This is a genomic window from Legionella antarctica (genome assembly GCF_011764505.1).
Lineage (GTDB): Bacteria > Pseudomonadota > Gammaproteobacteria > Legionellales > Legionellaceae > Legionella > Legionella antarctica.
The window spans coordinates 898216-923393 of record NZ_AP022839.1 but is presented as its reverse complement, the minus strand read 5'-3'; the positions used below and the strand labels follow the sequence as shown (position 1 = coordinate 923393).

Below are 25178 nucleotides of genomic sequence, written 5' to 3'. Positions count from 1 at the left end.
CAGGATGTAGAATATGAAAAAAAATAAACACAACCCTGTTGAAAAAAATAAAACTTCTTCCCCAACTACACGTAGTAAAGAACCCCTTATTGATTCCATGCAGAAAAAAAGTGAACCAATAGAAATAGAATCAGATAGCCTGTTTCGATTTATGGATAAATTATATCAGGCTAATCTGGGAAAAATTACTGCAGGAGTGAGTCCCGCAGCTTTAGGAGCGTCCTATTTCTCATGGATGTCACAACTTCTCCAATCACCCGGAACATTGACAAGGCTTGCATCTTATCCGCTATTACATGCAGAAGAGTATCTTTCTAATCTGATACATCATGAAAAACCGGGCGATGGAGAAGATGTCCGCTTTCATACTGAAAGCTGGAGCATGTACCCCTGGCGTTTATGGGCAGAGCAATTTCTCCAATTTGAAGACTGGTGTCTGCAAGCTGCAACCAAAGTACCTGGATTACCCATTCCGGTAAAACGAACTGTAGCTTTTCGTATGCGACAAGTTCTTGATGCGTTATCCCCATCCAATTTTGTTTTAACTAATCCTGATTTATTTCAGGAAACCATTCGTTCAAATGGGCAAAATCTAATTCGAGGAACAGAGCTGGCAATACAGGATTTTGTTGAAAAAATTACTGGATCTCCTCCTGAAGGTGTTGAAAATTTTATTCCAGGTGAACATGTTGCGGTAACTAAAGGGAAGGTGATTTTTAAAAACCATTTGATAGAACTGATTCAATATGAAGCACAAACAAAAAAAGTATATAAAGAGCCTATATTAATGCTACCCGCCTGGATCATGAAATATTATATCCTTGACCTTCTACCTGAAAATTCCTTAATTAACTGGCTTGTTCAACAAGGACATACCGTCTTTATAGTCTCTTGGCTAAACCCAGGAGGAGAAGATAGAAATCTTGGATTGGATAATTACTATAGAATGGGAGCTATGGCGGCAATTGATGTAGTTTCAGCAGCAATTCCTGACACCAAAATTCATTTAATGGGATATTGCCTAGGTGGAACTCTGGCGATGATAACCGCAGCTGCGATGGCAAAAAATGGCGACAATCGGCTTAAAAGTTTAACCCTTCTGGCAGCACAAGGTGATTTTACTGAGGCCGGAGAATTACTCCTTTTCATCACTAAAAGCGAAGTATCTTTTCTTAAAAGTATGATGTGGGAACAAGGATACCTGGATACAAAACAAATGGCAGGAAGCTTCCAAATGCTTCGCTCCTATGACCTTATTTGGTCCAAAATGGTTCAGGATTACATGCACGGCACCCAAAGAGGGATGATAGCGCTACTTGCCTGGAATGCCGATGCAACGCGCATGCCCTATAAAATGCACAGTGAATACCTGGAACAATTATTTCTTAATAATGACTTTGCCGAAGGCCGCTTTGCTATTGAAGGACTACAGTGGACCCCATTGTCAAGACAGCGATCCGTTTAATTTAAGATATAACTTTAATTCTACTTTCTTTCGTTGACGAGGGTGCGTAGCACACGAGTCAACCACAATAGCAGTTAATGAAACACCTGTTATTGAGCCTGTGGGTATGTGGGCGCGAAGCCATCGAGTGTGGTCAAGCGGTGGATAACGTCTTTTTGTTATCCATGGCTTGTCCACATGTCCCGAAGGGCGATGGCTGATCCGCAGGACGCGTCCACATATCCACAGGCATTCCATTACGCTGCAGCCTCATATAGGCCAGCATAAACCTCTGACGGCGTGTATATTCCAAATGATTGATGAGGTCTTTCGTCGTTATAAAACTTGAAATACACCCTTAAACCATTTCGTAGTGCTAAAACTGTTCCGTATTCTTTTATGTAAATATCTTCATATTTGACTGAACGCCATAGCCGTTCAATGAACACATTATCCATCCATCGACCTTTCCCGTCCATGCTAATTTTGATGTCATGGTCTTTTAAAACATCGGTAAACGCCTTACTGGTAAACTGGGAGCCTTGATCCGTATTAAAAATATCAGGCCTGCCGTGGAGCCTGATGGCGCTCTCCAACGCGCTTACACAAAAGTCATCATCCATGCTGTTTGATACCTTCCAAGAGAGCACCTTGCGGCTATACCAGTCCATTATTGCCACCAAATATACAAAGCCTCCTTGCATCCTAACGTAGGTAATATCGGTGCACCAAACCTGATTGGGTCGATCAATCACTAAACCACGTAGCAAGTAGGGATAAACCTTTTGTTCCTTGTTCTTTTTACTCGTATTCGGCTTTGGTGCCACTGAAACCAGACCCATGATCCGCATCAAACGCTGCACTCTCTTACGGTTAACGTCATGGCCAAGGCGACGTAAATAAGAACGCATCTTTCTGCTTCCATAGAAAGGATGGCGCATGTATTCCTCATCAATCAAGACCATCAAAGCCAGATTCTCTGGGCTCTCGGTACATATTCCTTCGCCAGCAGTGCGATAGTAGCTAGCGCGTGACAAATTAACCAATGCACATTGGCGTACGATGCTGAGTGTAGGGTGATTGACATCAATCATGGCTCGCTTCTCCCGCACGCTCAACTTAGATGACCGGTCTTTTTTTTAAGCCAGTCTAACTCAACCGCTAGCTGGCCTATTTGCGTGTATAATCGATCTCGTTCTTGTATGATGGAGTCCATGTCTTTGTCATGCTTGCCGCTAAACAATTGCTTGCTTCCATCCAGTAATTGTTTTTTCCACAGATTGATTTGTGTTGCATGCACCTCAAATTCAGATGCCAATTCATTGGTCGTCTTGTGACTTTTTAATGCCTCAATTGCTACCTTTGCTTTGAAGTCAGATGTAAATTTTTTTTTAGCCACTTGGTACCCCGTTTAACAATGGTTTCTATTTTACACCACTGTCTCATTTTTGGGGTCCACTATAGACATCATATCGTTGCTGAAAACATACAAACGCCTGCCTTCGTAGTCAGCACCGAAAAAGATCACGTAGCTCCCTGGAAATCAGTCTATAAAACTCATTTACTGATTAATAAGGACCTCACTTTTGTCCTAACTAATGGTGGACATAATGCAGGAATAATAAGTGAACCCGGACATGCTGGACGTAGTTATTATATCCGTGAAAGAAAAAAAGATTCTCCCTATATTGATCCAAATACCTGGTTGAACGAAGCACAATCCAAAACAGGATCATGGTGGACCGCCTGGCATGAGTGGTTAGTAAAACATTCAACACCCACACGTGTTAATCCACCCCATCTAAATAAAAAATTACCCCCAGCACCAGGAACTTATGTGCTGCAAAAATAAAGAGAGCAATGATGGGTGATAAATTTCTAGAGAATATTATTTTTGATGAATTGACCATTGGACAGCAAGCCAGTCTAAACCGCACGTTAACCCAAGATGATATTGATTTGTTTGCTGCGATGTCGGGAGATGTGAATCCTGCTCATATGGATCCACGTTTTGCTAAAAGTGATATTTTTCATGAGGTGGTAGGCCATGGCATGTGGTCAGGTGCCCTGATTTCCACCTTATTGGGTACTGTATTACCTGGCCCAGGAACTATTTACCTGGAGCAAGACATTCAATTTAAAAGACCGGTGCGCATTAATGATAATTTAATCATAACCATTACTGTCAGCAATAAAGATTCCAATAAAAAAACAGTTGACTTTAACTGCATAGGTGTCAATCAGAAGGGAGAGACAGTAATTGAGGGACTTGCAAAAGTCATAGCGCCCACCAAAAAAATTCGTGTGGCTCGAACTGAACTTCCCCATGTTGAAATTCACAATCACGATAAGTTTAATGAAACAATTGCTTCATGTCTTGATTTACCACCTATAAAAACAGCAATTGTTCATCCAGTAACAACACATGTTATTAAAGGGATTGCTGATGCGGTGAAAGCTGGCCTCATCATTCCCATTTTAATCGGTCCGATAGCACGAATTAAAGAGGCAGCAATAGACGCAGAAATAAATTTAACGCCTTGGGAAATTATTGATACAGAACACAGTCATGCCGCGGCAATAAAAGCTGTAGAACTTGCTGCTGCAGGTAAGGTAGACGCCATCATGAAAGGCTCTCTGCATACTGACGAATTAATGTCTGCAGCAGTCCCGGTCACCTCCGGATTGCGCACTAAATATCGTTTCAGCCATGTCTACGTAATGAATATTCCCACTTATCATAAACCACTCTTTATAACTGATGCCGCAATCAATATAGCACCTAATGCTGCTGACAAGGCCGATATTTGTCAGAATGCAATTAACCTTTGGCGCATTTTATTTGATGAGAGGAGAAAACCCAAAGTTGCGATCCTTGCAGCTATTGAAATGGTTAATCCTAAAATGCAGGCTACAGTTGATGCTGCGGTGTTATGTAAAATGGCTGATCGAGGTCAGATTACTGATGGTATTTTAGATGGTCCTTTGGCTTTTGATAACGCAATAAGCAAAAAAGCCGCAGTTGAAAAAAATATAACCTCAACAGTTGCTGGAGATGCCGATATTTTATTAGTTCCTGAAATTGAATCCGGAAATATACTGGCGAAACAACTTACTTTTCTGGGGCATGCTGATGCCGCAGGCATAGTACTTGGGGCACGAGTACCTATTATCTTGCCCAGCAGAGCTGATTCCTTAAGGACTCGACTGTTGTCTTGTGCTTTAGCAGTTAAAATTACCGCTGCTCGGAAAGCGGGTAAAGTCTAATGACACGCTCCATCTTAGTCGTTATCAATTCAGGATCTTCGAGCGTAAAGTTTCAGGTTTTTTCAAATACCCCCCAGCTTCCTTTACTAGCCAAAGGTAAGGTATCTGATTTAGGTACTAAGCCAGTGTTTTCTGTAGTCGATGAAAAACAAAGCCAACAAAGCTCTCCCAAAATTCTTGATTCTGATTGTAATCATGTGGAGGCAATATGCGAAATACTGAGGTGGATAAATCAAAATCAAAGCCAGGATATTAAAGCAGTGGCGCATCGAATTGTTCATGGTGGTGAACTGTTCACTAAAAGTACGTTAGTTACGCCAGCAATTATTAACCAGTTAAAACAGTTCAACTCTCTAGCGCCTTTACATCAGCCACATAATCTAGCAGCCATAGAAATCATGCAACAACTTCATCCCAAATTACCACAAGTTGCCTGTTTTGATACCGCCTTTCATGCCCATCATTCTTCTTTATTTACTACTTATGCGCTGCCAAAATCGCTACGAACACGCGGAGTCAGACGATATGGGTTTCATGGCCTTTCTTTTGAATGGATAGCACATAGCCTGAATACAGATCACCCTCCATTGGCTACAGGCCGGATTATTGCAGCTCATCTGGGTAATGGCGCCAGTCTATGTGCGATGCAAAATGGAGTCAGTATTGATACGACCATGGGATTAACTGCCTTGGACGGACTTCCTATGGGAACCCGATGCGGAAGCCTGGATCCTGGAGCAATTATTTATATGCTGCGCCATTTAAATTTATCCTTAGATGAGGTAGAAAAAATACTCTATGATGATTCAGGACTTTTGGGTCTATCTGGTCTAACCAATGACGTCAAGGAATTACAAAACAGTGATGATAACAATGCCAATTTTGCTTTGGATTACTTCAGTCTTAAAGGAGCTCAGTACATAGGAATGATGGCCATTGCTTTAGGGGGTGTTGATGGTATTGTATTCACAGGTGGAATAGGGGAAAATTCTGAGTTAATCAGAGCGAACATTCTTGACAGGATTCAATGCCTGCAACCCTTTTCCGTACTGGTTATACCAGCTAATGAAGAAAAAATGATGGCCATGCATACTTTAGCCCTGATTGGGATATGAAATGGTGTTGGCACCTGTCAGATTGAGAGAATAAATATGGACAAAGATTATTATAAAATAATGGGTGTTAACCAAAATGCCTCGGAAAAAGATATTAAAATAGCATACCGAAAATTAGCCCGAAGATATCACCCTGATATTAGCAAAGAACCCAATGCAGAAGAGCAATTTAAAGAAATGGGTGAGGCCTATGAGGTACTAAAAGATCCGGCAAAAAGGGCTGAATACGATCAATACCTTAAAAATAGGGAATTCATTCAAAAACAAGGTACCCAGCAGTCAACTAGCCATCGAGGAAGAGCCTATCAGTCTCAAGGGGGGCAATTCGACAGCGATTTCTTTGAGTCCTTATTTGGCCACGCCCGATACCAACAACAACCAATGGCCGGTCAAAACTATGAAGGAAAAATCAGTATTAGTTTGGAAGAAGCCTTTCAGGGAGCAACGAAAAGCCTGCAAATTCCCGTTGAACAGGGTTCAGAAACCAGAACACAAACCCTTAAGGTGAAGATTCCTTCGGGAATTAAATCAGGTCAGCAAATTAGATTAGCTGGACAAGGTGCTCCAGGCATCAGTGGTGGTCCCCGAGGAGATATTTATTTAACCGTAGAAGTAATGAAACACCCCTTGTTTGATGTGATGGGCAATGATATTTACTTCACCCTTCCAATTACTCCTTGGGAAGCTGCTTTAGGTGCGACCATAGTAGTGCCAACCCTCGGAGGAAAAATTGATTTGAAAATTCCTGCAGGTTCTCAGGGAGGACAAAAATTAAGAATCAAAAATCGCGGATTACCCGGTTCTGCCCCCGGTAACCAATATGTACTTTTAAAAATAATTACTCCGCCAGCCTCAACGGAAGAAGCCAAAGAATTGTATCAAAAAATGGCGCAGGTTATGCCCTTTAATCCACGTGAAAAAATGGGAGTATAAACATGAGCAAAGACACTTTTTTAGTTGGCGTGCTTATTGAAGAAACTACTACTATTTCATTCAATGAAGTATGTCGTAAATACAATATCCCTAAAGAGCTATTGATTGAAATGATAGAGCAGGGTTTATTCAATAATCAAGCCACCCAGATAGAGCAAGTCGCTTTGGATCAAAAGGCCCTGCGGCGTCTGGAGTCTGCTTTTCGCCTCCATAGAGACCTGGGAATTAATCTGCCAGGTGTAGCTTTAGCGCTGGAGCTATTGGAAGAAATGGAAGAAATGCGCAACGAGCTTGATATTTTGCGTAAGCACTTTTGATTTGAATTGCCTCATTACGAGTCCTTATCTTTAGGATGATAATCAGGTATCACTTTCGGATAACGGCCTTTAATCGTTTTAAAATAGGCATTAAACTGGGAAAAGTCTTTTTTGATCTCCCCGCTAGGCCAAAAAGGTTCATGAATTCGAATTTCCTTAGTCGAATAATCAAAGCCTATCATTACAATGGGAATACGTGCTTGTGATGCGATATGGTAAAAACCTTCTTTCCAGCGAGTCACAGGACTTCGAGTGCCCTCTGGTGTGATTGCGAGTATTAAATTATCACTTTGACTATATAACTCAACTACTTCCTCAACCCTGTTAGCTCTTTTGGAACGATTAACTGGAATACCTCCCAAAGCCCTTAACAAATTACCCAGAGGAAAAAAAAACAATTGATGCTTGGCTAGAAAGTTAATCCTGACTTCCACTGCAAAACGACCTAATAAACCAATAATCAAATCCCAATTACTGGTATGAGGTGCCACAATAACCATATATTTTTTATCTTTGGGTATCTCCCCAATAATCTTCCAACCGATTAATTTTAAAATAAAACGACAAATTTTTCCCATAATAAAAATCTATTGTTGTTTTTTTTAGTATAAGCAGATTATCAGTTAATTTGATATCAGTTTTAGTAAAAATAAGAGATTGGAAAACAATTGTCATTTCTTAGTGGATCTGTACAATTCGCGCTAGTGCAAAAAATAAATCTGACTATGACTCAATCTGATTCCTTAATTACGAAACAAACCCTCAACTGGGTACGTTCATTTATCATGAAATATAATCTTTGTCCCTTTGCCAAGGGACCTGTTAATAAAGGAACATTAAGAGTGGCTGTATCGAATACCTCAAAAAAGGCACAGGCTCTTGAAGATTTGATGACAGAAATTAAGTATTTAGATAACCATCCAGAAGTAGAAACAACCTTATTGGTCTTTGCAAATTCATTTAAACTTTTTTTCACCTATCTGGATTTTGTCGATATAGCCGAACGATTGCTTCAGGAACAGGACTATGAAGGAGTGTATCAGCTGGCGACCTTTCACCCTGATTATTATTTTGCTGATTCCGAACCTGAAGATATATCCAATTATACCAATCGTTCCCCCTATCCTATGGTACATTTGTTACGAGAAGATAACCTGGAAAAAGCTATTTCCGCATACGGTGATACTGAAATAATCCCCCAAAGAAATAGTGCTACTCTCCATGAGTTAGGATTAGAAAAAATTAAAAAGATTTTTGAGGATTAAAAAATTTTATAACAACCCCCATCCTCAAAGCCAGGAAATTCAGGTAAAGCGTCATCCCAAGATGACGTTTCTTTGACCAGGTTAAAAATAGATCTCAATAATTAACTGGGGGACCAATAATGTACTAAAATTATAGATAGAAACTACTATATCAGGTGCATCATGAACAATAACGATCCAGCACTAACATGCCCTAACCCGAGATTAATCTCAGCCATTTACTTCGGATTATTATCAGTTGTAGGTACGATACTTATCAATGCTTTTCTTACATCCCTTGGAATTGAAGAAAAAATTCCCGTCCATCAATCAATAATTTTAGGGATGCTTATAGCTTCTTGCACTGGGGCAGTGATGGGGGAGCGAATTATTCATTGTGAAAAGCCGTACAAAGCCAAGACATTTTTAATGGGGTTTTCTATGGTCATCGCCTCTATACCTATTTTTGATTTGGGTCTGGTTTTCTTTATGTACCACGAAAATTCCAGTATATTATACATTGCGCAACTACATAATATGGTTTATTTCTATCTTTATGTTCTGGCCTACAGTTATATTCTTTTCGGTATCGCACTGGCAATAGGCTCAGGATTAGCGACGATGTATTTACGCGGTCAATTGGTTTACGATATTTTATCCACATATCAACCCAATGAGCAGATAGACAAATTACCAGAATCACCAATTGAAAAAAGCAAAATAGAACATTCTGACAGGGTACGTATCACCCATCGATAAGATGATATTTAGCAAAATTTTCTTAACATTGCAGGTAGGTAAATTTAATAAATGCACGATCTGGATAGTAAAAATAAACTTCTTGATTTATTAGTTCAAGGGGCAAATGTTATAACCCCAAACAATAGATTAAGCGCAGCTCTATTAGAGTATTTTTTCAGTTATTGCAATCATAAGACAGTAGACAAGCCTACATGCGTACCCTACAACACTCTAATTATTAATACCTATCAACGATTAAAATTTCTAAGTCCCGAACGGACTTATCCTGTTTTGTTAAATGAAGCCCAATGCCGCCACTTATGGCATACTATTATAAAATCGGAAGCTCATATCACTTTCAGTGAAGGCTTGCTAAATGCAGTAATGCAAGCATGGGAATACAGCCTACAATGGCAGATTAATCCTGAAAATCAAGCGTTTCAATACACCCCGCAAACTCAAACATTCCAACGATGGTGGCAAATTTTTGATAATCAACTCAAAAATCTTGATGCCATCACGGAGCGGCAATTGGTTCCTCATTTGATTAATGCGGATCATCCTTTGTTTTTTCAACCTGTCATTTGGGCATGTTTTGACGAGTTTAACCCCCAGCAATCAAGTCTGCAGCACTATTTTAATAATCAAGGCCTAACCCAGTATCGTTATGATTTAAAAGAACAGTCGAATATACCAAAATTATTAGCTGCAAAAGACAGCAAGGAGGAATATCAACAATTAATGTCTTGGTTGAATTTAAAAATAGACAAAGGGGAGCAGCGTATCGGTGTGGTTGTTCCAAATTTAGAACAAGAGTCCCGTTCTTTGCATAGAATATTGCAGCATCACTTTGACTCTACTTTGTTTAATATATCACTTGGCCAAGCACTAAGTGAGTATCCTCTGGTTGCTCATGCACTTACCTGGATTAACCTTGACTGTACAAGCTTAAACCACCATCAGGCATCCCTGCTTCTTCAATCCCCTTATATTGGCAGTGCAAAAGAAGAATTTATAGCCAGGTCACACTATTTGCAAGACAGCACGCTACTGAATCAAAAACTCTCACTAGATGCCCTAATCACCGATTTAAATACACCTGTGCCGAAACTCGCCACTCTTTTACAACGTATCATTCCTTATCCTGATAAAGCCTCACCTCAAGAATGGATACAACTGTTTCAAGAACGCTTGAATTCTATAGGTTTTCCCGGTGACTATGGATTGGACTCAGAAAACCATCAGTGCTTTACTCGTTTTTCCGTAATTTTTGATGAGTTTCGACAATTAAGTTTCATCAGCCCCACTTTAACTACCAAAGAGGCAATTGATGCATTCTCTCATTTGACCGATAACACTATATTTCAAGCACAAAAAAAGAATGCACCCATACAAATTTCAGGTTTGCTGGAAGCATCAGGTTGTGAATTTAATAGTCTTTGGGTCATGGGATTAACTGATCAATGTCTGCCCCAAAAAACACGACTATCTGCTTTTATTCCACCTCAGATGCAACGTGACTTATTTATGCCGCATAGTGTTCCAGCACGCGAATTACAATTTGCCAGACAAACCCTTCAACGATTACAAAGAGGCAGTTCTGAAACGGTATTCAGTTACTCCCGGCTCCAGGGAGATAACCCCAATTTGCCTTGCTCTTTAATTACCCATTTTCCTAACTTTGAAACACTACCTCCAATTTTTGAACCCGTAGTGCAGTCCTTTTTAATCAGAAGGGAAGAGAGTTATAATGCGCCTCTGCGCTCCGAGGAGCGCGTTTCAGGCGGTACGGCTTTATTAGCTAATCAAGCAAAGTGTCCTTTTAAAGCATTTGCAGAGCATCGACTTAAAGCAAGACCCTCCATTTCTGCATCAGATGGCCTGAATAATTTAGAAAAAGGTCAGATTATTCATAAAGTCATGGAGCTACTCTGGCAAACCCTGCAAAGCCAGGAACAATTAGTCAATATGAGTTCTAAGGCTTTAGATCACCTTGTTGACAAAACAATTCATACGGCCTTAAGTCCTCTCAAACAATTACAGCGCGACTCATTCTCCAATTTAGTGGAGGAAGTAGAGTACACTCGATTAAAACGATTGGTACTTGCAAGCCTGGAATGGGAAAAGAAACGCCCTCCTTTCACCATTGCAGCTATAGAGCACTCTTACTCTATCAATTTGGCTGGTGTCGATTTCAAAGTTCGTGTTGACCGTCTGGATCAAGTTGCAGACAAGAAATGGGTCATAGACTATAAAAGCGGCTTTACGTCCAACAAACCCTGGAACGAAGACAGACCAAAAGAACCTCAATTATTGCTTTATGCTTTATTGGATAAAGATATCAATACCTTATTACTGATGCAACTCAAAACAGGAAACATTACCTGCAGTGGCTTGAGTGAAGAAAAACTGGAACTTAGTGGCGTTTCGTCATTAAAAAAAGATGAAACATGGAAAAATTATCGAAACAACTGGCAACAACAATTAACTCTTTTGGCCAACGAATTTCAACAAGGTCACATCGTGCCACAACCTGTTAACTCCATCGTTTGTCAACAATGTGATTTTCAGAATCTTTGCCGTTTTCAAATTAATCAATAGAGAGTCATCATGCATCATTTAATCCTGGGATATGGTTATTGCGGTTACTATTTAGCCCAAGAGTTGTTAAATAAAAATCAACAAGTTACGGCTTTATCTCGTCATTTAAATCCTGAGCTGAAACTGCCCCGACTAAGGCATCTTATTCATGATTTAAATCAACCATTAAACTGGACAGAATCCGATACTATTATTTATTATTTGATCCCCCCACCCTCGCAGGGAGAAAAAGATACTTTTTTAAGCCAGTTTCTCAGTCACAGTGTGGTTAGAGCTAAAAAGATAATTTATTTTGGTTCAAGTGGTGTCTATGGTAATCATAAAGGCGAGTGGGTAAATGAAGATTCACGCTGTTTCATTAATAACTCACGTCAGCTGCGCCGCCTTGATGCGGAACAACAATGGCTGAGCTATTGCAACCAAAATGGAATGCAACCAATACTGCTGCGAATTGCAGGGGTTTATGGACCTGAGCGTTTACCTGTAGAGGCAGCGAAGAATCAAACACCGGTAATAGAAAAAGATAAAGCCCCCTATACCAATCATATTTACGTAAGAGATCTAGTAGCCATCTCTTACTTGCTTGCGCAATGCCAGAGGCCACACTTTCTCTATAATATTGCGGATGGTGATCCTCAACCGATGGGAACTATTCAACAACAGGTTGCCAAAGCTTTGGGTATTAAACCAGCTCCCTATGAGTCCTGGGAACAAGCATGGGAAAGAGCCAGTCCGATGAAGCGCGAATTCATGCAAGGATCAAAATGTCTACAAATAGATCGCTTAAAAAAGAGTCTTGAATCCAACTTATCGTTAAGTCATTTGAACAAAGCCATTCAACAAAGTTTGAGTAAGTGAACATGTAACTGCATCATTTTGCTAACTTTATTTTTAGAATTACTTATGCTATAAAACCACGTGTTATTTTTCCTGTAACCATTATCCCATGGTTACTGAATCAATATTCATTAACCCAGAGAGATAAATCATGCCTTCATTTGAGAATGCAGAATTACTGAAAAAAAAAATAGTAGACTGTAACCGCGAATTGGACTCTCTTTTTACTAACTTGAATCCAGATATAAAACTCAAGGAACAAGCAAGTCAGATCAAATATTTTTATAAACGAGCTTTTGATAAAACATCAAATGAAAATACCGCTCTGAAAATTGTTCAACAATATGAGCAATTTATCACTACTGCTTCAGAAGTACAGCTAGGGCAATTAACAGCTGCAGAAGCCAATCGTGTAATAGATGACGTAACCGAAGACAGACAATTTAATATTCTCAAGTACAACATTTTTAAAGTATGTGAACTCATTTTTTGGACTGCTGTAGCAGCAGCATCATATTCAGCCGGTCTCACATTGGGCATTCCTTTAATGTTTCTTGAACCGCTTATTGGTTTTACAATCACGGCAGGAACCGCTATTTTATTCGCTGTATCCATAACAAATGCAAGTGACTGTTTTGATGAATTTAAAACTTTTGATCGGGTTAATTTTGAAAACAGCAGAGAAAAGGATGTAATTTCATTTTTTAGTCGTCAACCATCTCCAAAATTAAACGAAACAGATGCTGAGGAAAATGTAGATTCATATAATTCTACAATTTATACATGACAGGTACTAGCCCATGGCCAATAGAACCTGTTTATTAACGTGTCATAGCTTTGCCACGGGACTTAGTGTTCCACTATCAGAGGATCCTGCCGACAAGCCCTGCACGATCCTCATCAATTTAACCCTGCTAACTACACTGTCTGATGTATCTCCAATACTCAAAACAGTTTCTCCAAACGATTAAAAAAATACATCAAATAATGTATGGTTAATCTGTATACCTAAAATATGTGGATAATTGACAATTACAAGGAATTTTAATCGTGGTACAAAATAACATTGATGTCCTTATTGTTGGAGGAGGACCAGTAGGCCTATTCTGTGCAAATGAACTGTTGCGGCATGGATTATCTTGTCGAATCATTGATAAGAAAAAAACCATCAGCGATAAATCAAAAGCCTTGGGTATTCATATTCGTACCTTGGATGTTTTAGATGATTGTGAACTGATTGATGAGTTTTTAAAGCAAGGCCAACAAGTTATTGGCGCAATTTTTAAATCCAGAGGTAAAACTCTGTTTCACGTAAATTTAAAAGAAATTGAAGCAAGTAGACATTATTTGATCGATCTTCCTCAGAATCAAACTGAGACTATTTTGCATCAGCATCTTCAAAACAGGGGCATTCAAGTAGAATGGGAAACTGAATTAACTCATGTAACCCAAACTGAAACTGAAATTTCTGCGACGGTAATAAAGAGTGGCCAGAGTGAATTTATTAAAGCCAGGTGGCTCATCGCCTGCGATGGAGCCCACAGTACAGTACGGCATCAGGTAGATGGAAAATTTAAAGGCTCATCTTATCAACAAACCTGGTGGCTTGCCGATCTGTTAGTTGATTGGACTGTTCCAGAAGATCAAATGGCCATATTCATTAGCAGCAAGGGCCCTTTAGCTTGTTTTCCAATGGGAAATAAACGTTACAGGTTGGTCATGACAGCTCCCAAAGACAACACTCTTTCCCCCTCAATAGATGATATTGATCGAGTATTTAAAGAGCGCAGCTCCGATCCAGCAATCTTATCCAATCCTTTTTGGATAACCCCATTTTCCATTCATCATCGCCAAATACAGCAATATAGGTATGACCGGATTTTTTTTGCTGGAGATGCCGCGCACATCCATAGCCCGATGGGAGGTCAAGGTTTAAATACTGGAATTCAGGATATTTATAATCTGGTATGGAAACTCGCCCTGGTTGAAAAAGGAAAAGCGAAACCAGAGTTATTAAACAGTTATCACGAAGAGCGCTTTGCAGTGGGTCAAGCAGTACTAAAAAAAACCCACATAATGACCCGAATGATACTCTTGACCAATCCTCTTGTAACAAGACTGCGTAATGCCTTTATCCAATTTATCACCTCTTTTAAGAAAATTAGAAAAATGGTAATCACTGATATTGCAGAGCTTGATATCACCTACGCAAATAGCTCCATAGTGCATCAGTCAGGCTCCTTGAAACATTTGAAAGTCGGGATATTCTTACCTGATTTTCAGTTGCTTGATCAGACAACACAAAAAATGGAACCAGTGAATAGCATCATTCAAGGCACCCAGCATCATCTTATTATTTTTAGCGGTGATGATTCAAAAAGAGTTTCGGAGGTAATGAACCTTGCAGACTCTCTAGCAGAACTATATCCCCATACCCTTCAAACACATCTGGTTTTGCAAAGCAAACTGGAAACTACGAATAAACGATTGAGAACCTGGCTTGATGAGCAACAGCACGTACATCAACATTTTGGAATAACACAGCCATCACTTCTTTTGGTTAGACCTGATAAATATATCGGGATCTTACACAGCCCAATTAACCAAAAGGAGTTGTATAACCAGTTGTATTTATTACCTGAAACAAAACCAGGCTAATGTTCAGAACAAACGTTTCCTCGAACGGAATTAAATAGTTTGGAATATTCATAGGAATACAGGAAGTTTAATTTCAAGTTGCATTGCGAAATTAAACCAGATGCTTAATAATGATAAAATCATTGATTATTGGAGTGGATATGTCACTCAATTTAGCTAAAACAAGAATCCTATGTTATGGATTAATGATTTGCTTACTAAGTAGTTGCTTCCACCCACCCTATAATAATTTTCGAACCGATCATCGCACTGCTCGAAGAGCTGCAGGAGGTGCTGTTTTTGGCTCTGCGGCTGGTGCTTTGACCAGCGGTACCTTAACTGGAGCACTTCTTGGCGGAGCCATTGGAGGGACTATAGGTGCAGTTATAGGTACATATAAAGACAGCAAGCCCAATATTGTTAAAGAATTAAGCAAACAAAATATTCAATTTGTAGAATATGGCGATACGATGACCTTAATCGTCCCTACCGATAAGTACTTTATGTTTCAAAGTCCACGTCTTACGGAATTATGTTATCCGGGTTTAAATAATATAGTGAGATTAATAAAACTTTATCCACAAAGCCCTATTTATGTTGCTGGCTTCACTGATAATGTAGGATCACGTTATCATAAAAGAATGCTTTCTCAGGCACAGGCCGAAACCATACTTACTTTTCTCTGGGCCAATGGAATTCAAGCATATCGACTTAAGCCGGAAGGTTATGGGGATAAAAATACAGTATCAGAAAATAAGCTGATTCATGGCAGTGCCCAAAACAGACGTATTGAGATTCAATGGTTTACTGGTCTGATTGCCCAAGCTCATCAGGCAGTTTTTGTAAAATAAGGTTTATTAATGCATTCAAGATTTATTGGCGGAATTCTTTTAATAGTTGGTACCTCAATCGGAGGTGGGATGCTCGCCCTGCCAGTAGCTAATGCGGCAACAGGGTTTTGGCAATCCTCCCTTTTTCTGGTTATTTGTTGGGCATTCATGACTTTTGGAGCGTTTTTTATTCTTGAGGCGAACCTTTATTTGCCTAAAGGAAAACACATGGTATCCATGGCAGCAGCCACTTTAGGCAATTACGGTCTCTTAGCAGCCTGGATCAGTTACCTTTTTTTATTATATACCCTGCTTTCAGCTTACATATCTGGAGGTGCAGACGTATTAAACAGTTTGCTGTTTAAAGCTGGCTTTCACCTTAGTGAATGGCAGGCAAGTTCACTATTTACACTAATTTTTGGTTTAATAGTGTATGGTGGCATCTATTATGTCGATCTAACCAATCGCGTGCTGATGTTTGGTAAATTAGCTGTCTATTGTTTATTAGTCCTGTTTATTTCGCCTCATATTGAAATGCAGCATTTTCAACATGGTGATATGCGTTATATTGGCGGTACCATTATGATTTTAATTACTTCTTTTGGATTCGCTATTATTGTTCCCAATCTAAGGGATTATTTTAATGATGATATCAAGACGCTAAAGAAGGTAATATTTATTGGCTCACTCATTCCCTTGATCTGCTATATAGCCTGGGATGCAATCATCCTGGGTGCTTTGCCCTCAGAAGGAGGTCAAGGACTGGTAAGCCTGATGCAAAATCCTCGTGCAACGAGTGCCCTTGCCAGCTTATTATCGGATGAAATTCAAAGCCCTTGGATTAGCGCTTTATTTAATTTTTTCACTTCAATTTGTATGTTGACAGCATTTTTGGGCGTATCACTCTGTTTGTACAGTTTTCTTGCTGATGGCTTAAAATTGAGAGAATATGGATCACATGGCGCAGGATTATTTTTTCTAACGTTCGTTCCTCCTTTACTGATTGTAATTTATTATCCTGGAGCCTATATTCATGCTCTGAATTACGCAGGTATCTTCTGTGTTATATTATTATTACTTTTACCGGCGTTAATGTGTTATTTTGGTCGAAGACATTATACTTCAGTCTTCAAAGCTCCAGGCGGTAAGGTCTCTCAGCTTGTAGTAATTATCGCGTCAATTGCTCTGCTGATTCATGAGGTTTGGGGGTTCTTAGCTTAGATGCAAATTTCAGCATCCAGCAAGAAATAAGTTGACTTTTTTTGCAAAATTAAGTACCATATTGCTCTATATTTGCACTATTTGGATTATAAATTGTTCAACTCAAAGCTAATTGGTGGAATTTTACTTATAGTTGGAACATCAATAGGTGGTGGAATGCTCGCTCTTCCAGTCTCTACAGCGGAAGTCGGTTTTAGCAACTCCTTATTTTTCCTTTTTTTCTGTTGGCTGGTAATGACTGCCGGTGCCTTATTGGTTCTTGAAGTAAATCTGCGTCTACCTGCTGGTAGTAATATGATTTCCATGGCTAAATCAACTTTGGGCGTTCCAGGACAAATTATTGCCTGGATAACCTATCTGTTTTTACTTTATACTTTACTCGCTGCCTATATTTCAGGGGGTAGTGATGTATTTAGTAGTATATTACATAAAGTACATATTGATTTACCTAACTGGATTACCTCTATCGTTTTTACCGCTTTATTCAGCATTGTTGTCTATAAAGGAATACGGTCTGTAGATTATGTAAACCGTGGTTTGATGTTTGGTAAACTTGGTGTCTATGTTTTGCTGGTTGTTATTATAAGTCCCCATATCTCGCCTGTTGGTTTAGTTGGTGGTTCCGCCCGAGCGTTCACGGGAACACTCATGATTTTAGTTACCTCGTTTGGCTTTGCTTCTATAGTACCCAGTTTACGTGACTATTTTGATAATGATGTTCGTACATTAAGACGTGTGATCCTGTTTGGCTCTCTTATCCCTTTAGTTTGTTATATTATATGGGATGCAGTGATTATGGGAGTTGTATCACGTGAAGGTACAGATGGCCTAATCGCTTTAATGAACTCTGAACATGCAACCAGTGGTTTAACAGAGGCGTTAAATCATTCAGTGCAGAGTCAATGGATAAGTGGTTTTTTTGGTTTTTTTACCTCTATTTGTATGGTCACTGCCTTTTTGGGTGTTTCTCTTGGCTTATTTGATTTCCTGGCAGATGGATTAAAACTTAAAAAATCAGGCAATGAGGGTAAATACACTCTTGCGCTAACCTTCCTTCCTCCCTTAGCCGTAGTTTTATTTAATCCTGGAATTTACTTGCATGCACTGAGTTATGCAGGTATTTGCTGCGTGGTTTTATTGCTCTTGTTACCCGCAATTATGGCATGGAGAGGAAGAAAAACCTGTGTACTCGCACCTTCTGAAAGCCATATGATCCCCGGGGGAAATCCCAGCCTGGGCCTGATCGGTTTTATTGCCATAGGGTTGCTTATTATCGCAGTAATCTATTAATCGGCTCAGGTTTTAAAATTTTCCGTTTTTATACCTACCTCACTTACGCGCACTCCCGCACCCGATTTTGATGAAAAGAAAAGATAAAGGCATACTTAAATTAAAGTTCACGAAAAAGGCTAAGATAGCTTTTACTTGTGTAATAGAACAATTTAACAGATAATTCCTAAAGTATTTAAATGTTCATTATTTCAACAAGAATCTAACAAACAAATGTCTGGAAACTACCCGGCTGAAACAATCAGCTTAAAATACTCAGAATTTGCGCAAAAATTCAAGGCCGAAGCTGTGGGAAAACCCCATTATTATTTCTGGCTCTTTATACTTATCCATACCCTGCTTTGGACCGTTGGGCCTTCCCTGTTAAGACCAACTGTTTCTCACGACACTTTAGAGGGAATCACCTGGGGTCTTCAATGGCAACTAGGTTATAACAAACATCCATTCCTGACAGCCTGGCTTTGTGCTGGCGTAACTAAATTATTTGGGAGTGTTGGCTGGCCAGTTTATCTTTTGGCTCAACTGGCTGTATCCGTTACCTTTATCGCCGTTTGGAAACTGGCTCAACAAATTCTTCCTCTAAGACACGCCCTTATCGCTACCTTAATCTTGGAAGGGATTCTGTTTTATAATATTAATTCCTTTAATTTTACTCCTGATACACTCCAATCTCCGTTATGGGCTTTGCTAAGCTTATTTTTCTATCAATCTCTGACGAAACAGAATTTAATGAACTGGCTGTCTGCAGCATTATTTGCAGCACTTTGTGTCTGTACCAAATATCAGGTAGCTTTATTATTTTTACCAATGTTTTTATTTTGTTTAATTAATCCACTTGCTCGTAAGAGTTTTGCACAACCAGGAATTTATTATGCACTAGGGACTTTTTTCTTGTTAATATCACCCCATCTAATCTGGTTGTATCAACATCATTTTATTACTCTGACCTACGCCGCCCAAATTTCTTCAGAGTACACTCAAAACAAAACCCTTTTTACTCAGCTCACTCATCCTTTGGCTTCAATGATAAATAGTATCGGTAATGTAGCAGGTTTGTTTCTTTTACTCTGGCCATTTTATAGTAAGGATCAAGCTAAACTGCGGTTAGAATCTTTCCAATGGCAATTTCTGATTTTTCTCGGATTAGGACCTTTTATTCTTTCTCTGATTCTCTGTCTCCTCAGCGGTGACTACTTTCCTCCTCGATGGTCTACTCCCTATTTTTTCCCCCTAGGTATTTTAGCCGTAGCCCATTTAAGCCCCACTCTTTCTAAAAAAAAATTAAGAAAGTTTACAGCCACCCTAATCCTCTTTAGTTCTTTATTATTTCTCGCCAGAATGAGCACCTTAACCCTTGTGCCCAGATCCCAGAGTGATGCTTTTCTCCCCAATTATCAAATAGCTATGACTTTATCCAGGCTATGGCAAGAACAATATCATACCCCACTGCCTTTCCTTGCAGGATCAAATTATCTTGTAACCGGGATTATTCCCTATATGACAGATACTCCCATCCCCTATTTAAACTGGGATTCAGAGGACAGCCCCTGGATTAATGAAAATGAATTACATCAATATGGTGGACTTTTTATCTGGGATGAAGGTGGTTATTACACTTGGGACAAAGGAAGTATGGCGCATACCAACTTACCCAAATCAGTATTAGAACGCTTCCCAAAACTCATAAAAATACCTAATTATATTTTTTATAGGCTATCGGACAAGCAACCTGTTGTAATAGGTATCGCTATGCTCCCCCCGGATGCCTACTCAGCTCATGCTCCAAGAAAATAGTTGGAAGCACTACTGAAATAGTTAATTACATTGTTCCCAATTTTTAGCTTATATCTAAATCAGAAAAAACAGTTGCTGTAATTATCTCAACTTGATACTGCGACAGCACTGACTCCATAAACAGATACTTCCATGCCAAATAGTACGCATTTTATTCTGTTTTTTCTCTTAAAAATAAGCGATACTTCACTCAAAATAAATAACAATAAAGACCATGACAAAAATCAGGCCCTTTCTTAAATGGGCGGGAAGTAAATATAATTGTTTGAACGAAATTATCTCCTCTCTACCTTCTGGTCTTCGCTTAATTGAGCCCTTTGCTGGGTCCGGGGTGATTTTTATGAATACGAATTACTCTTCTTATATTCTGGCAGAAAGTAATCCTGATCTAATTCAGATCTTCACAACGTTGCAAAAGGATGGCGAAGCATTTATTGACTATTGCCAACAGTATTTTCAACCCGATGACAATTGCAAAGAAAAATATTATGAAAGAAGAACTGACTTTAATAGCTTAAGCGATTCTTATCAGAAATCAGCTTTTTTTCTCTATCTCAACAGGCATGGATATAATGGGTTGTGTCGCTATAACTCGAAGGGAATATACAATGTACCATTTGGGCTATATGCTAAACCCTATTTTCCACGTAAAGAGATGCTCCTCTTTCACAATAAAAGCCAGGAGGCACAATTCATTCAGAATGACTTTAGAAAGACTTTTTCTTTAGCACAACCTGGAGATGTCATTTATTGTGATCCCCCCTATGTTCCACTTTCCAAAGTGACAAAACCGCTGCCCTACACCCAAAAAAAATTTACTGAAGAAGATCAAATAGAGTTAGCTGAGTTAGCCAGGAAAACAGCAGCGCGAGGGATCCCAGTCATTATTTCCAACCATGATACTGAGTTTACTCGCCGCCATTATCAAAATGCACAAATCAGAAGTTTTCCTGTTTCGCGCTGGATTAACTGCAATGCGGAACAACGGCAACCAGCTAAGGAGTTGATTGCCGTCTTTATGGATTAATTAATTGAATGTTGGTTCTTTGTGGTCTTTGATAAAAAATGCCAAAATAGTAACCAATAACAATGATATCGGCAGTATTGATAAAGCAACCTGATAATCTTCTACTGTATAAATATGCTCACCACCCACGATCCCACTATCGCCAAAGGTATCCAGTAGTTTGCCCACTAAAGGCTGAAAAATTACCCCGCCAAGAGTCACTATCATATTGGTTGCAGCAAATACTGTACCTGACAACTTGGCGCCACTGCATTCTTTGGCCATAATAAAAACAATAATTTCTGTAGCGCTAAATACACCATACAAAAATAATAGAATATTTAAACTAAGATAAGATAAGCCAGGCCAATACAGTACTATGCTGATGCAAATCAATGCCAAGATAGCACCGGTAACCAAAGGCAGGACTCTTCTTCCTGTTCTATCGGATAAATATCCTGCAATTGGAGCGCCAACAGCCCAACCCAGAAAGACTGCAGATACAGTTTTAGCAGCTTCAACTTTGGTTAAATGATGGGCCTGCTCTAAATACGTCTTCCCCCAAAGTTCACCAAAAACAGATAGGGAAGTATACAAACAAGCACCGACAAAACCAATTAACCAAACTTCTGGTGACATCAATACCTTAAGAACATTATGAAAAAATTCGGGCAGAGGATATTTATTATGCTGATAACCTTCTGGCCCATCTCTAACCACGAGCAACATCAAAACACTCAGCCCACAGCCAATGAAAGCGATAAATAGTAATACACGTTCCCACCCCATACTGACCGACCACTCAGTTATTTTAACCTCGCCATAAACTAGACCCAACATACCCAAAGTAGTAATCAAGCCAGCTACCAATGAAAAATAACGACGTGGTAACCAATGTAACGCCAGAGAGAGTACGCCCACAAAAGCAAATGAGGAACCAAATCCCACTAAAAATCGTCCTGATCCTACAAGAAACATTGACGAAGTTAAGGTAAACATCCATGAACCCAGAGTACAGCATAAGCATGCAAATGTTAGAAGTTTTCTTGGTCCAAATCTATCCATCAACATGCCTACAGGCATTTGCATCGGCGAATAAGCAAAATAATATAAGGCTGATATCTGCCCAAAGGTAGTGGCAGAAATATGACCTAAAGCAGTACTTAATTCTGTTTGTAACGCGCCTGGTATAATCCGTAGAATAAATTCATAACAGTAAAATAATGCGCCAACAAAGCAGATTAAAATACCGTACATTGTCTGTTTTTTAGTAATTTTATTATTTAGGTGCATGGGCATAAGTTTCTTTTAAGAAGAATGTTAATAGGGCTGCAATCAATATACCAAGTGGTATAACAGATAAGGCAAATTGATAATCATCGATCGTGTATAACCTTTGTATATTATCTGTTACCCCAGTTACGGAGACACTCCCTAAATGGGTTGACAGACTAAAGTCCAATAAACGTCCAACTAAAGGTTGCAGGAACATAGCACCTAGCATAACGATCATATTCGTTACTGCCATTGCCGTACCTGCAGCTTCACCAGGACTCAATTCTCGACCAACTGCAAAAACAATAGCCTGAGAACTGTATAATAAACCTAAGAAAAACATTAGAAACTGGATATTTGTCTCACTTAATCCAGGAAGATATAAAATCATCATCATAATTATTGCAGCACCCGTGGCGCCAATGAGCATAGGAAATTTTCGACGAGATATTTTATCCGAAATATAACCCATCAATGGTGCACCAATTATAAACCCAAAAAAGAGTAATGAGTTTGCCAAACCAGCAGCCTGCGCAGAGAGACCATGGGCATGTTTTAAGTAAGGTATGCCCCATAACTCAGCAAAAACTGTGGTCGGAAGATAAACCAGACAACCATACATTCCATTGACCCAAATCTGCTTGTTCCTGATAATGATCCCTAAATCTATCATCCCTTTTTTAAAGCTGGAAACAGTACCACTTTGTCTGTGTTGACCCTTTTTATCGTGAATCCCCAGCCATAAAACAAAAACCAGCCCGATACCAAATAGTGCTGTTATATTTAGGGTTTTAATCCAGCCTAATTTTTCAACGAACATTTCCAGGAAATTATCACCCAACATAGCACCAATTGGTCCTAAAGCCGAAGTCATACCAGAAACCATAGCGAGTCGGTTTTCAGGCAGCCATATGGTCGCAAGTTTTAATACCCCTACGAAAGCAAAAGCTGATCCGAAACCAACAAAAAACCGCCCTGTTGCTGCTATCCAAAATACTGGAGTGGCAGTAAATAAAAATGTCCCCACAACACAAATCAAACAAGCAAAGGTTAGTAATCTTCTGGGGCCATATCTATCAAGCAATACACCAACCGGTAATTGCATAGGAACATAGGCAAAATAATAAAAAGAGGAGAGCAAACCAAAGCCTGTAGCTGATAAGTTAAAATGCTCTCTTAATGCATCTTCCATTACGCTGGGTGCTATACGTAATAAATATTCATAACTGTAAAATACAGCCCCAAGTCCGCATATGAGCCAACCAAATATTGTGTAATCTCTACGGTTTTCAAAATGCAAAGTAATCTCCTTAACGATAGGGTTAAGCACGAGCACACTCTTCCTCGAAGAGGTAAATTTCGACTCTGTTTTTGTTATTTTAAATTATCAACTTGACTCACACCACTTGCTTTGGCAGCTTGAGCTACAGCAGCTGGAACCCTCTCTTTTAAGCGAGGATCTATTGGCTTTGGAATAATATAGTCAGGACCAAAATCCCAATTGGTAACTCCAGGATAATTATCCTTCACTACCTGAGGCACAGTTTCATGCGCTAATTGACGAATTGCTTCAACGGCTGCAATTTGCATTGATTGATTAATACATGTAGCACGTACATCTAAGGCTCCACGAAAAATATAAGGAAAACATAATACGTTATTCACTTGATTGGGATAGTCGCTGCGCCCTGTAGCGATCACTATATCAGAACGTACTTTATGAGCTAGCTCAGGTCTGATTTCAGGATCAGGATTGGATAAAGCAAAAATAACAGGATGAGGAGCCATTAACTTCAATAAGTCCGCATCTAATAAATCGGGTTTGGCAACACCAATAAACACATCAGCATCAACTAATGCATCACGTAAAGTCCGACGTTCAGTGGTGCGAGCAAAAGCAAATTTATAAGCATTTAAATCAACTCGGCCAGAATGAATAACACCCTTGGTATCAAGAAGCAGCATATTTTTTTTGTCAGCACCCAAAGCAACGAGTAGTCGCATGGAAGCAATACCTGCGGCTCCAGCGCCTATACAGACGATTCTTACTTCAGATAATTTTTTTTTCTGTAATTCAAGAGCATTCAACAAGCCGGCAGCAACTACGATAGCAGTGCCATGTTGATCATCATGAAATACCGGGATATTTAACTGTTCAATCAAAGCCTGTTCTATTTCAAAACACTCAGGAGCTTTGATGTCTTCTAAATTAATACCACCAAAAGTAGGAGAAATTCGCTTTGCAGTAGCAATAAATGCCTGAGGATTTTCAGCATCGACTTCTATGTCAAAAACATCCAGATCAGCAAAGCGTTTGAATAATACGGCCTTACCCTCCATAACCGGCTTGCTGGCTAGGGGGCCAACATCGCCTAAACCAAGAACTGCAGTACCATTAGTCATCACCGCAACCAAATTACCTTTATTGGTATAACGGTAGGCATCTTCCGGAGTTTCTGCTATAGCCAAAACGGGTGCAGCCACACCGGGAGTATAGGCTAAAGATAAATCATCCTGGGAATTCGTTGGTTTTGTAACATTAACACAAAGTTTTCCTGGTACAGGAAACTCATGATAATCCAACGCACGCTGTTTAAATACATCATTATCCAAAGTGCTTACTCTC

Annotated in this window: 19 protein-coding genes and 3 pseudogenes; 17 read left to right on the top strand and 5 right to left on the bottom strand. The window is 39.4% G+C overall.

Annotated features, from left to right (window positions below; genetic code table 11):
- Positions 1-97 precede the first annotated feature (97 nt).
- A pseudogene (locus HRS36_RS04480) lies at positions 98-1426 on the top strand (PHA/PHB synthase family protein); the annotation flags it as partial.
- Between the two features lie 275 nt (positions 1427-1701).
- Here HRS36_RS04480 and HRS36_RS04475 read toward each other — a convergent pair.
- A pseudogene (locus HRS36_RS04475) lies at positions 1702-2843 on the bottom strand (IS3 family transposase).
- A 72-nt stretch (positions 2844-2915) separates the two neighbouring features.
- Between HRS36_RS04475 and HRS36_RS04470 the strand changes: the two are divergent.
- From HRS36_RS04470 to HRS36_RS04450, 5 genes and pseudogenes are all read left to right on the top strand, one after another.
- Positions 2916-3296: pseudogene (locus tag HRS36_RS04470) on the top strand (PHA synthase); the annotation flags it as partial.
- 11 nt (positions 3297-3307) lie between these two features.
- Complete coding sequence (locus tag HRS36_RS04465; protein WP_173238455.1) at positions 3308-4711, top strand: bifunctional enoyl-CoA hydratase/phosphate acetyltransferase; 1404 nt, start codon at positions 3308-3310, stop codon at positions 4709-4711.
- The gene (locus tag HRS36_RS04460) at positions 4711-5826 is read left to right on the top strand and encodes an acetate/propionate family kinase (protein ID WP_173236396.1); all 1116 of its coding nucleotides are present in this window, start codon (positions 4711-4713) and stop codon (positions 5824-5826) included. Before HRS36_RS04465 ends, HRS36_RS04460 begins: the two co-directional genes overlap by 1 nt.
- Before the next feature lie 36 nt (positions 5827-5862).
- Entirely contained in the window at positions 5863-6759 is an 897-nt protein-coding gene (locus tag HRS36_RS04455; RefSeq protein ID WP_173236395.1) for a DnaJ C-terminal domain-containing protein, read from the top strand.
- A gap of 2 nt (positions 6760-6761) precedes the next feature.
- Positions 6762-7076, top strand: a complete 315-nt coding sequence (locus HRS36_RS04450) for a chaperone modulator CbpM (protein ID WP_173236394.1) — start codon at positions 6762-6764, stop codon at positions 7074-7076.
- Between the two features lie 14 nt (positions 7077-7090).
- Here HRS36_RS04450 and HRS36_RS04445 read toward each other — a convergent pair whose 3' ends face one another.
- Positions 7091-7654: a lysophospholipid acyltransferase family protein gene (locus HRS36_RS04445; RefSeq protein WP_173236393.1), complete on the bottom strand. Its 564-nt coding sequence runs from the start codon at positions 7652-7654 to the stop codon at positions 7091-7093.
- Between the two features lie 147 nt (positions 7655-7801).
- On the opposite strand from HRS36_RS04445, the gene HRS36_RS04440 reads away from it, so the two are divergent.
- The 11 genes from HRS36_RS04440 to HRS36_RS04390 all read left to right on the top strand — a co-directional run bounded on the left by HRS36_RS04440 (position 7802) and on the right by HRS36_RS04390 (position 21298).
- On the top strand, positions 7802-8341 hold the full coding sequence (locus HRS36_RS04440; protein ID WP_173238454.1) for a DUF1415 family protein: 540 nt from the start codon (positions 7802-7804) through the stop codon (positions 8339-8341).
- Between the two features lie 162 nt (positions 8342-8503).
- Positions 8504-9079 carry a hypothetical protein gene (locus HRS36_RS04435; protein WP_226905573.1) on the top strand — a complete coding sequence of 192 codons (576 nt, stop codon included), beginning with the start codon at positions 8504-8506 and terminating at the stop codon, positions 9077-9079.
- Positions 9080-9130: 51 nt separating this feature from the next.
- Positions 9131-11662: a PD-(D/E)XK nuclease family protein gene (locus tag HRS36_RS04430; protein ID WP_173236392.1), complete on the top strand. Its 2532-nt coding sequence runs from the start codon at positions 9131-9133 to the stop codon at positions 11660-11662.
- Between the two features lie 9 nt (positions 11663-11671).
- Complete coding sequence (locus HRS36_RS04425) at positions 11672-12520, top strand: SDR family oxidoreductase (protein WP_173236391.1); 849 nt, start codon at positions 11672-11674, stop codon at positions 12518-12520.
- A 130-nt stretch (positions 12521-12650) separates the two neighbouring features.
- On the top strand, positions 12651-13286 hold the full coding sequence (locus HRS36_RS04420) for a DUF5638 domain-containing protein (RefSeq protein ID WP_173236390.1): 636 nt from the start codon (positions 12651-12653) through the stop codon (positions 13284-13286).
- Positions 13287-13549: 263 nt separating this feature from the next.
- Entirely contained in the window at positions 13550-15157 is a 1608-nt protein-coding gene (locus tag HRS36_RS04415; protein ID WP_226905572.1) for an FAD-dependent monooxygenase, read from the top strand.
- Between the two features lie 140 nt (positions 15158-15297).
- Positions 15298-15987: a C-OmpA-like family protein CmpA gene (gene cmpA / locus HRS36_RS04410; RefSeq protein ID WP_173236389.1), complete on the top strand. Its 690-nt coding sequence runs from the start codon at positions 15298-15300 to the stop codon at positions 15985-15987.
- A 9-nt stretch (positions 15988-15996) separates the two neighbouring features.
- Positions 15997-17187, top strand: coding sequence for an amino acid permease (locus HRS36_RS04405; RefSeq protein ID WP_173236388.1), 1191 nt, complete (start codon positions 15997-15999; stop codon positions 17185-17187).
- A 93-nt stretch (positions 17188-17280) separates the two neighbouring features.
- Positions 17281-18477, top strand: a complete 1197-nt coding sequence (locus HRS36_RS04400) for an amino acid permease (RefSeq protein ID WP_173236387.1) — start codon at positions 17281-17283, stop codon at positions 18475-18477.
- A 213-nt stretch (positions 18478-18690) separates the two neighbouring features.
- Positions 18691-20271: a glycosyltransferase family 39 protein gene (locus HRS36_RS04395; RefSeq protein WP_173236386.1), complete on the top strand. Its 1581-nt coding sequence runs from the start codon at positions 18691-18693 to the stop codon at positions 20269-20271.
- Positions 20272-20485: 214 nt separating this feature from the next.
- Positions 20486-21298, top strand: a complete 813-nt coding sequence (locus HRS36_RS04390; protein ID WP_173236385.1) for a DNA adenine methylase — start codon at positions 20486-20488, stop codon at positions 21296-21298.
- Here HRS36_RS04390 and HRS36_RS04385 read toward each other — a convergent pair whose 3' ends face one another.
- The 3 genes from HRS36_RS04385 to HRS36_RS04375 form a co-directional block, all read right to left on the bottom strand.
- A complete protein-coding gene (locus HRS36_RS04385) occupies positions 21299-22576 on the bottom strand; it encodes an MFS transporter (protein ID WP_173236384.1) in 1278 nt (425 codons plus the stop codon).
- Positions 22557-23852, bottom strand: a complete 1296-nt coding sequence (locus HRS36_RS04380; protein WP_173236383.1) for an MFS transporter — start codon at positions 23850-23852, stop codon at positions 22557-22559. The genes HRS36_RS04385 and HRS36_RS04380 overlap by 20 nt, the downstream gene beginning before the upstream one ends.
- A gap of 74 nt (positions 23853-23926) precedes the next feature.
- A complete protein-coding gene (locus HRS36_RS04375; RefSeq protein ID WP_173236382.1) occupies positions 23927-25165 on the bottom strand; it encodes a malic enzyme-like NAD(P)-binding protein in 1239 nt (412 codons plus the stop codon).
- Between the last annotated feature and the right edge of the window lie 13 nt (positions 25166-25178).

Bases quoted from the DNA above. Each gene is read 5' to 3' on its own strand.
- HRS36_RS04465 (WP_173238455.1), top strand. From the start codon at position 3,308: ATGGGTGATAAATTTCTAGAGAATATTATTTTTGATGAATTGACCATT.
- HRS36_RS04460 (WP_173236396.1), top strand. From the start codon at position 4,711: ATGACACGCTCCATCTTAGTCGTTATCAATTCAGGATCTTCGAGCGTA.
- HRS36_RS04455 (WP_173236395.1), top strand. From the start codon at position 5,863: ATGGACAAAGATTATTATAAAATAATGGGTGTTAACCAAAATGCCTCG.
- HRS36_RS04450 (WP_173236394.1), top strand. From the start codon at position 6,762: ATGAGCAAAGACACTTTTTTAGTTGGCGTGCTTATTGAAGAAACTACT.
- HRS36_RS04445 (WP_173236393.1), bottom strand. From the start codon at position 7,654: ATGGGAAAAATTTGTCGTTTTATTTTAAAATTAATCGGTTGGAAGATT.
- HRS36_RS04440 (WP_173238454.1), top strand. From the start codon at position 7,802: ATGACTCAATCTGATTCCTTAATTACGAAACAAACCCTCAACTGGGTA.
- HRS36_RS04435 (WP_226905573.1), top strand. From the start codon at position 8,504: ATGAACAATAACGATCCAGCACTAACATGCCCTAACCCGAGATTAATC.
- HRS36_RS04430 (WP_173236392.1), top strand. From the start codon at position 9,131: ATGCACGATCTGGATAGTAAAAATAAACTTCTTGATTTATTAGTTCAA.
- HRS36_RS04425 (WP_173236391.1), top strand. From the start codon at position 11,672: ATGCATCATTTAATCCTGGGATATGGTTATTGCGGTTACTATTTAGCC.
- HRS36_RS04420 (WP_173236390.1), top strand. From the start codon at position 12,651: ATGCCTTCATTTGAGAATGCAGAATTACTGAAAAAAAAAATAGTAGAC.
- cmpA (WP_173236389.1), top strand. From the start codon at position 15,298: ATGTCACTCAATTTAGCTAAAACAAGAATCCTATGTTATGGATTAATG.
- HRS36_RS04405 (WP_173236388.1), top strand. From the start codon at position 15,997: ATGCATTCAAGATTTATTGGCGGAATTCTTTTAATAGTTGGTACCTCA.
- HRS36_RS04395 (WP_173236386.1), top strand. From the start codon at position 18,691: ATGTCTGGAAACTACCCGGCTGAAACAATCAGCTTAAAATACTCAGAA.
- HRS36_RS04390 (WP_173236385.1), top strand. From the start codon at position 20,486: ATGACAAAAATCAGGCCCTTTCTTAAATGGGCGGGAAGTAAATATAAT.
- HRS36_RS04385 (WP_173236384.1), bottom strand. From the start codon at position 22,576: ATGCCCATGCACCTAAATAATAAAATTACTAAAAAACAGACAATGTAC.